11 protein-coding genes are annotated in these 7,730 nt (G+C 57.5%); 9 read left to right on the top strand and 2 right to left on the bottom strand.

The window, feature by feature from the left end:
• A partial coding sequence (locus ACREAY_RS06985) for a methyl-accepting chemotaxis protein (RefSeq protein WP_431755047.1) occupies positions 1-671 on the top strand: 671 nt, incomplete at its 5' end.
• A 26-nt stretch (positions 672-697) separates the two neighbouring features.
• Here the strand turns inward: ACREAY_RS06985 and ACREAY_RS06980 are convergent.
• Positions 698-859 (bottom strand): hypothetical protein, encoded by a 162-nt coding sequence (locus ACREAY_RS06980; protein WP_431755046.1) that lies wholly within the window; start codon positions 857-859, stop codon positions 698-700.
• A gap of 62 nt (positions 860-921) precedes the next feature.
• Positions 922-1,152, bottom strand: coding sequence for a hypothetical protein (locus ACREAY_RS06975; RefSeq protein WP_431755045.1), 231 nt, complete (start codon positions 1,150-1,152; stop codon positions 922-924).
• Between the two features lie 133 nt (positions 1,153-1,285).
• Here ACREAY_RS06975 and ACREAY_RS06970 point away from each other — a divergent pair, with 133 nt between their 5' ends.
• The 8 genes from ACREAY_RS06970 to ACREAY_RS06935 all read left to right on the top strand — a co-directional run.
• Entirely contained in the window at positions 1,286-2,344 is a 1,059-nt protein-coding gene (locus tag ACREAY_RS06970) for a methyl-accepting chemotaxis protein (protein ID WP_431755044.1), read from the top strand.
• Positions 2,345-2,458: 114 nt separating this feature from the next.
• Positions 2,459-2,932: a chemotaxis protein CheW gene (locus ACREAY_RS06965; RefSeq protein ID WP_431755043.1), complete on the top strand. Its 474-nt coding sequence runs from the start codon at positions 2,459-2,461 to the stop codon at positions 2,930-2,932.
• An 11-nt stretch (positions 2,933-2,943) separates the two neighbouring features.
• Positions 2,944-3,321, top strand: a complete 378-nt coding sequence (locus tag ACREAY_RS06960) for a response regulator (protein ID WP_431755042.1) — start codon at positions 2,944-2,946, stop codon at positions 3,319-3,321.
• A 3-nt stretch (positions 3,322-3,324) separates the two neighbouring features.
• Positions 3,325-4,386 (top strand): protein-glutamate methylesterase/protein-glutamine glutaminase, encoded by a 1,062-nt coding sequence (locus ACREAY_RS06955; RefSeq protein ID WP_431755041.1) that lies wholly within the window; start codon positions 3,325-3,327, stop codon positions 4,384-4,386.
• A complete protein-coding gene (locus ACREAY_RS06950) occupies positions 4,383-5,945 on the top strand; it encodes a chemotaxis protein CheA (RefSeq protein WP_431755040.1) in 1,563 nt (520 codons plus the stop codon). Before ACREAY_RS06955 ends, ACREAY_RS06950 begins: the two co-directional genes overlap by 4 nt.
• Positions 5,946-5,957: 12 nt before the next feature.
• On the top strand, positions 5,958-6,572 hold the full coding sequence (locus ACREAY_RS06945; protein ID WP_431755039.1) for a chemotaxis protein CheC: 615 nt from the start codon (positions 5,958-5,960) through the stop codon (positions 6,570-6,572).
• A gap of 8 nt (positions 6,573-6,580) precedes the next feature.
• The gene (locus ACREAY_RS06940; RefSeq protein ID WP_431755038.1) at positions 6,581-7,063 is read left to right on the top strand and encodes a chemotaxis protein CheD; all 483 of its coding nucleotides are present in this window, start codon (positions 6,581-6,583) and stop codon (positions 7,061-7,063) included.
• A gap of 17 nt (positions 7,064-7,080) precedes the next feature.
• Positions 7,081-7,730, top strand: a 650-nt coding sequence (locus ACREAY_RS06935; RefSeq protein WP_431755037.1) for a CheR family methyltransferase, incomplete at its 3' end; no start/stop codon positions are given.

Below are 7,730 nucleotides of genomic sequence, written 5' to 3'. Positions count from 1 at the left end.
AGACCAACCTGCTTGCGCTCAACGCCGCAATCGAGGCTGCGAGGGCGGGCGAGGCGGGCAAGGGCTTTGCAGTCGTCGCCGACGAGGTAAAGCGCCTGGCAGAGGGCTCGCTCAAGGCGGCCGAGGGAATCGCGAAACTGGTGGAGGACATCAAGACCACGATAGACGCCTCGGTGCAGAACATAGAGTCCGGCTCGAGGGAGGTCTATGAAAGCTCTGACATCATCAACAAGGCCCTGTCGTCGCTTGAAGCGATATCTTCAGAGGCTCTCCAGACTGCCAAGAGGGTGAGGGAGATAGCAGAAAGGACCAACAGCCAGGTGTCGTCGACGGAGAACGTGACGAAACTGACGGCAGAAGTCGCGTCCGTGGCAGAGCAGACGGCGGCGTCCGCGGAAGAGGTGTCGGCGGCCACTGAAGAGCAGTCGGCAAGCATGCAGGAAGTGACGAACGCGGCGCAAGAGCTTGCAAGGATTGCGGAAAAGTCCCGATCGCTGATAGCCAAGTTCAGGACGGACCACGCAGGCGAGGAGCTGGTGCCGGAGCAGGCGCCCGAGCAGGAGAAAAAGTCGTTCAAGATTTCTCTATCGAAAAAGCCAGAGTCACGGGAGGACAAGCCTGTGCCGTTAAAGATGTCCGCAGGCGGCGAAGGAAGGGAGCTGGCTAACTAGCCTAGCCACCTCCACACTTTTTTTATTTAATTTACGCGCTTGCTCTTGTCATATTCCGCGTACGCGGCCTTTATCGCCTCGACAAGTTGCTTTAAAGAATTGTTTGAAAGCTGGTCCAGCTCGCTCGTCTCTATACCGAGCCTTTTCAGCTCGCGGTAAAGGGCCCCGCGTTCAACGTCCTCGCTCATCCCACATCTCGTTCAAGGGGCAAATATATTAGCGTTACAGAGTGTGGCGCCCGCGGCGACAGTCAGGCCATCCACTTCAAATAGCACGACTCGTCGCCAGTCTCCGCCACATAGTCCCGGCATTCAAGGCCGGCGCGGAACTTGGCCGTCGTGGCCGTGAGCGGGTTTGACCTGTCAGGGTCCAGGGCCAAGGCGAAATCTGCCGCGTGGTAGAGCACCGTCGCGTAGGCGTACAGGGCAAGCGTGCAATAGGCAACGAGGAACAAAAGCTTTCTTCCCTCAACCCGCGCCATGTCTGTCTGTACTATACAGACGAAATGTTATATAACTTTCTGTCATTTTGCCAGATCTGGGCACAAATTCCCGGAGACATGTAATAAAGCCCACATACGCGGGGCTTTATCGTCGCGCCCGTTTTCAGAGAGCATGAAGCCCGCAGGCAACAACGCCGAAAACTCGTCGCTAGAATCGCTCGCCGAGCTGTCAGAGATACTGTCGTCCAAGACCGCAGCCGCCATCAACCAGATAGACCACATCAACGGGGAGACAGAGGTACTTGCAATCAACGCGCTGATAGAGGCCAGCAGGGCGGGCGAGGCGGGCAAGGCGTTTAGCATAGTCGCCGAGGAGATGGGCAAGCTGTCAAGAAAGATTGGCGACACCATAGAGAAGCTGCGCGACGAAAGCCTGGGGTCGATAAGCGAGCTCAAGGACATCATCAAGATGCAGGCCACCAACATCAGGGGCGTGAGGCTCTCCGACCTTGCCATGACAAACATCGACCTTGTCGACCGGAGCCTGTACGAAAGGTCGTGCGACGTGCGCTGGTGGGCCAAGGACCCCAGCATGGTCTCGGCACTTGCAGCTGCAAGCCCAGAGTCAAGCAAGGCGGCGTCAGCCAGGATGGGCGTCATATTGAACGCCTACACCGTGTACTTTGATCTGGTGTTGTGCGACGCAGCCGGCAACGTCGTGGCAAACGGCAAGCCAGACATGTTCAATTTCAAGAGCGCCAACCAGAAAGAGAGCGAATGGTTCAGGAGCGCCATGGCGGCGGCTGCAAAGGACGAGTTTGGGTGCTCGCCGGTGCACAGGTCGCCGTACCTCGACGACCAGCTCGCAGTGATATTTTCGTGTTGCGTGCGCGACGGCGCGACTGGCAGGATACTGGGCGTCCTTGGGACGGTGTTTGACTGGGAAAAGCTCGCGCAGGAAATTGTGAACAAGACGCCGCTAACAAAGGAAGACAGGGCCAAGAGCAGGGTGTGCCTGGTCGACGACGCGGGAACGGTGCTTGCAGACACGGACGGCAAGATCCTGCAAGAGGCCATACACTTTGACGGCGAGCGAGAGGTCTATGGCATGAAGAAGGGCTTTGGCATGAAGAGGTACAGGAACCAGGAATGCTGCATCGGCCACGCGCTTTCTACCGGCTACGAGACCTACTCGTCAGGCTGGCATTCCGTCATCATTCAGAGCCTTTAGGCTCTTTTTTCGTGTACGCCTTTTGACATACTTGACCATATTAACGCAAGAGCCATACATTGTTGATATGTCTAGAGAAACTGCCAGCTCCTATGCAAGCAAGGGGGCGCGCCCATGACTACAGCCATGGCGGCCAGCGACTCGTCGCAGATCCTGGTTTTCAGCCTGCTTGAGGAAAATTCGTCAAAAAAGATGGACTATGGCGTCGACGTGAGCCAGGTCCAGGAGATAGGGCTCTTGGAAAACATCAGCAGGGTGCCAAACGCCCCGCCGTACGTAAAGGGGGTCATGAACCTGCGCGGCAAGATAATCACGATAATCGACATCAAGGAAAAGCTGGGGTTCCAGCCGATAAAGGAGGTCAACCCATCTACCAGGATTCTGATAGTCGCGGTGGGCTCGATGCTGGTGGGCCTGCTCGTTGACGAGGTAGACGAGGTGATAAGGATACCCGCAAGCCAGATCGAGCCAAACCCGACGGGCGTCGGCGAGTCGGCGCCGTACGTCAAGGGCATAGCCAAGATGCAGGACAGCCTCGTAGTCATTATCGACCTGAAGCTGTTGCTTGAGGAGCAGCCGGCGCAGTAGGAGCGGATGGGATGTCATCTAGAAACGCCAAGATCCTGGTAGTGGACGACGCGCTTTTCATGCGGACTATATTGAAAGACATTCTGTCGTCAAACGGCTTTACCAACATCACCGAGGCAGGCGACGGCGCGGCAGCCATCGACTCGTACAAAAAGAACAAGCCGGACCTTGTGACCATGGACATCAACATGCCGGGCACCGACGGCATACAGGCGCTAAAGTCGATAATGGCGCACGACCCGACGGCCAAGGTCATCATGGTCACGTCAGTCGAGCAGAAGCAGATAGTGCAGGACGCCATAAAGATGGGCGCAAAGGACTATGTAGTCAAGCCCTTCGACAGGGCGATGGTCGCCGCAGTGCTTGGCAAGGTAATGAGGGGCAGGTAATAGTTGGCCACCGCTCTTGAAGGCGACAAGATACAGGTCATGGTCGTCAACGACTCGGCATACATGCGCGCGATGTTTGGCGACATGATAGCGTCAAGCCGGCAGGTCCGCGTGTGCGAGACCGCTACCGACGGGGCGGACGCTCTGAGAAAGCTTTCCAAGAGCAGGCCGGACGTAATCCTGCTGGACTTGGAGATGCCCAACATGGACGGGCTGACTTTTATCGAAAACGCCATGGCAAGAAGCCCCGTGCCTATCGTCGTGGTCAGCAGCTATGGCCACAGGGGCGCCGATGTAGTGTTCTCGGCGCTGGAACTTGGCGCAGTAGATTTCATACCTATACCAAGCGACGATCCCGACAAGATGCAGACGCTCAAAGAGACGCTCATTTCAAAGATAGAAGTAGCTGCCGAGACAAACCCGGCGCAGCTAAAGGCGAGGAGGGCCAAAAGAGCCGAGTCGCAGCCAAGGGAAAGGCCCCACAAGGCAGAGGAGGGCAAGGCCATAGTAGTAATCGGCGCGTCGACAGGCGGGCCGGGCATCGTGTCAGAGATAATGTCCAGGCTGCCGGCAGACCTGCCTGCAGGCGTTGTGATTGTGCAGCACATGCCGGAAGGCTTTACGAAAAGCTTTGCAGAGCGCCTGAACGGCGTAGGCAAGATACCGGTCAGGGAAGCTAGGGAGGGCGACACCGTCATGGCCGGCGCCGCGCTTTTGGCTCCGGGCGACTACCACATGATGGTAAGATCGTCGCACAGGATAGAGCTCAACAAGTCGCCCAAGAGGTTTGGCGTCAGGCCGGCCATCAACATGGCCATGGTCTCGGCGTCAGAGGTTTATGGAAGCCGGACAGTCGGCGTGCTCCTGACCGGGATGGGCCACGACGGCGCGTTTGGGATGAAGATGATAAAGAGGCGCGGCGGCAGGACGGCCGGCCAAGACGAGGCCTCGTCTGTCGTGTTTGGCATGGCCAAGGCGGCAGTCGAGATGGACGCTGTCGACAGGTTGCTGCCGGCAGACATGATAGCCGACGAGATTGTAAAGATGGTTGGGAGCCTGAAATGAGCGACGAAAAATCCGCCTACCGCGACCTTTTCGTGCAGGAGGCGCGCGAGCACGTGCAGTACCTCAACCAGTCGCTATTAAAGCTGGAAGAGGACCCCAAGAGCAAGGAGCACCTTGACGCGGCGTTCCGCTCTGCCCACACAGTCAAGGGCATGGCGGCGACAATGGGCTACGACCAGATAAAAGAGCTCTGCAAGGCAGTCGAGGAGCTGTTTGACAAGTTCCGCAAGGGAGAGGAAAAGATCTCGTCAGACGTGGCAAGCTACCTCTTCAAGTGCTTTGACGCCATCCAGCAGATGGTAGACGACGAAAACGTAAAGATAGACATCGAGCAGTACCTGAAGGACCTGAGCAACCCGTCAGAGATGGGCAAGCCCGGCGCAGAGGCGCAGGCGCAGCAGCATTCCACCGTCCCGCAGACCATCAGGGTAAAGATGCAGGACCTCGACTCGCTGGTAGACCTCGTCGGCGAGCTTTTGATAGCCAAGATGCGCCTGGAACAGACTGTCGGCAACTCTACCGCCGACCCCAAGGTGCACCACACGCTCATGAGCATAGGCCGGCTTGTGTCGGACCTGCAGTACCAGACCATGAAACTGCGATTGGTGCCGGTGGAGCAGATATTCAACAGGTTCCCCCGCATGATCCGCGACCTTGCCGCAGGCCAGGGCAAGGACATCAAGCTAGAGATGGAAGGGCTCGGCATAGAGCTGGACAGGACGGTGCTTGACGCCATCACCGACCCATTACTGCACATGCTGAGAAACGCGGTCGACCACGCGCAAGAGATGCCTGACAAGCGCGAGCAGGCCGGCAAGCCAAGGACCGGGACTATAAAGCTGAACGCGTCCAAGGTGGGCGACAGGGTGATGGTGATGGTGGAAGACGACGGAAGGGGCATCGACATCGACAGGCTCAAGGCCAAGGCCGTGGAGAAAAAGCTGGTTACAAAGGAGGAGGCCGACTCGATGACTGAAGAGCAGGCGCTCGGGCTCCTCGGCACGCCGGGGTTGTCGACTGCCAAGCAGGTCACCGACATTTCAGGCAGGGGCGTCGGCCTTGACGTGGTATTCAGCCAGATAGAGGCAGTAGGCGGCCAGGTCAAGATAGAGACTGTAAAGGGCAAGGGCACGCGCTTTATGCTGATAATACCGCTGAGCCTGTCAATCATCGGCGGCCTTCTGGTGGCGATAGGCGAGGAAAAGTACGTCCTCCCGCTTTCAAGCGTGATCTCTACCATGCGCATAGGCAGGGAGAGCGTCAGGCTGGTGCACGGCAGGGAAGTGATAATGTTCAGAGAGCAGGTCGTGCCGCTGACAAGGACGGACAAGATGCTTGGCATAGAAAAGGCAGGCGAAAAAAATGCAGAGCACCTCACCGTCGTAATCGTGAACAAGAACGGCAGGCCGTACGGCCTGATAGTGGACGGCTTTGAGAGCAAGCAGGAGATAGTCATAAAGAGGCTGGACGGTTCTGGCAGCTCAAACTCGCAGGCGTCGGAGGCGACGATCCTCGGCGACGGCAAGGTGGCGCTGATCCTGGACCCGGCCCGCCTTTAGGTGGTCATAGTCATGGAAAATATATCCATAAGCAAACAAGAACTCGTGGACCTGAACGACATTTTTAGCTCGTTCATAAAGTCAAAGACGGTCCCGGCCTTTTCCATGTTGATAGGCGAGGAAGCCAAGTACAGCATACGCGGCGTCAGGGAGATGAACCTGAGGGGTGTCGACGATGTCGTGCTGCCATACATGAACGAGGAGATGTACGGCGTGTACCTGAAGACGGAGGGCGACATGCGCATAAGCATGCTCTGCTTCATGATGGAGAAGCAGGCGCTGAAACTTGCAGCAAAACTGAACGGGAAGGATAGCATGGAGTCGCTTGACCAGATGGGCAGGTCGTCGCTGGCAGAAGCAGGGAACATCCTGCTCGCAGGCTCGTTCCTCAACGCCATATCAAACTCGACCGGCTTTAGGATAGACTGCTCGGCGCCGGGATTTGCGATAGAGACTCTGAACACGCTCATCGAGGATCCGCTGGCCGAGATCTCGGCCCACACAAACAGCCTGGTGCTTGCCGAGGTGGACATCTTTGGGGTAAAATGCGGGATAACGATACATCTGTTCCTCATCTTTACCACGGAGGACACGAAAAAGATCCTCTCCAAAGGCGAAACGGGGTAAGAGTATGCATGAGCGAAGCGACCAACGTTGCGATGGGTGAACTGCAGGTTTCGTCCGAATCTGGCGTTACGCTTTCGACGTTTGTAGGCTCGTGCGTCGCGCTCTGCCTGTACGACCCCGGCGCAAAGATAGGCGGCATGGCGCACATCATGCTGCCGGAGGGAAGCGGAGAGGGCGGCGAAAACGAGGCCAAGTATGCCAACCAGGCGCTTGAAAACACGGTCAAGGCGATGTCGGCAAGAGGGGCGGTGCAGAGGCGCATCGTGGCCAAGATTGCAGGGGGCGCCAAGGTGTTCTCTCACGACGGCGCGGAGAGCATGTTCAACATCGGCGCAAGGAACGCCGAGGCGACAAGGGCCCTGCTTGCAAAGAGCGGGATAAGGCTGCTGGCCGAAGACGTCGGGTCGACCACAGGCAGGTGGGTCAAGCTCGATGTCGGGACCGGCATGGTGATAGTGAGCACGAGGAGGACGGGGGAAAAGGCGCTTTGATGCAGGCGCAGGACGATATGAGTCCCGTAGTAGAAAAGGCGATGAAAAAGGGCGTGGACCTGCGCCAGTACAAGGACGGGTTCCTGAAGCGCAGGCTGGACGTCAGGCTAAAGGCAAGGGACGTGTCGACATACTCACAGTACGCCCGCCTGCTTGAAAGCGACCCGGCAGAGTTTCACGCGCTGCTGGCCACGTTTTCTATCAACGTGACAGAGTTTTTCAGGGACTTCGAGTTCTACCAGGCGTTTTACGAAAAGATAATCCCCGACATTTACTCGCGCGTAAAGGACGGAGAGGTAAAGGCGTGGAGCGCCGGCTGCGCTTCAGGCGAGGAGCCCTACAGCATCGCGATGCTCTTTGCCGAGGCCGCCCTTGCACTTGGCAGGTTCAAAGGCATGGTTATTGCCACAGACGTCAGCAGCAAGGCACTTGAAAGGGCAAAGTCAGGGACGTACGCGCAGGCAAGCGTCGAAAACGTTCCAGAAGACATGCTCGGCAGGCACTTTGCCCGCGCGCCGGACGGCCAGTACCAGGTTTCGGCAAAGGTCAGGTCGCTTGTCAGTTTTGAAATTGGCAACCTCTCTACGATGAGCGCGCCGCAGCAGGTCGACGTCATATTCTGCCGAAACGTCCTTATGTACTTTGACAAGGACACGCAGTACAGCAT

It is taken from the genome of Nitrososphaera sp., assembly GCF_050748925.1.
In the GTDB taxonomy this organism is placed as follows: domain Archaea; phylum Thermoproteota; class Nitrososphaeria; order Nitrososphaerales; family Nitrososphaeraceae; genus Nitrososphaera.
The sequence above is the reverse complement of the archived record's forward strand: the minus strand, read 5'-3'. Positions and strand labels throughout refer to the sequence as shown.

Excerpts from the sequence above, each read along its gene's own strand:
- ACREAY_RS06940 (WP_431755038.1), top strand. The coding sequence starts at position 6,581 with ATGAGCGAAGCGACCAACGTTGCGATGGGTGAACTGCAGGTTTCGTCC.
- ACREAY_RS06975 (WP_431755045.1), bottom strand. The coding sequence starts at position 1,152 with ATGGCGCGGGTTGAGGGAAGAAAGCTTTTGTTCCTCGTTGCCTATTGC.
- ACREAY_RS06960 (WP_431755042.1), top strand. The coding sequence starts at position 2,944 with ATGTCATCTAGAAACGCCAAGATCCTGGTAGTGGACGACGCGCTTTTC.
- ACREAY_RS06965 (WP_431755043.1), top strand. The coding sequence starts at position 2,459 with ATGACTACAGCCATGGCGGCCAGCGACTCGTCGCAGATCCTGGTTTTC.
- ACREAY_RS06950 (WP_431755040.1), top strand. The coding sequence starts at position 4,383 with ATGAGCGACGAAAAATCCGCCTACCGCGACCTTTTCGTGCAGGAGGCG.
- ACREAY_RS06970 (WP_431755044.1), top strand. The coding sequence starts at position 1,286 with ATGAAGCCCGCAGGCAACAACGCCGAAAACTCGTCGCTAGAATCGCTC.
- ACREAY_RS06980 (WP_431755046.1), bottom strand. The coding sequence starts at position 859 with ATGAGCGAGGACGTTGAACGCGGGGCCCTTTACCGCGAGCTGAAAAGG.
- ACREAY_RS06945 (WP_431755039.1), top strand. The coding sequence starts at position 5,958 with ATGGAAAATATATCCATAAGCAAACAAGAACTCGTGGACCTGAACGAC.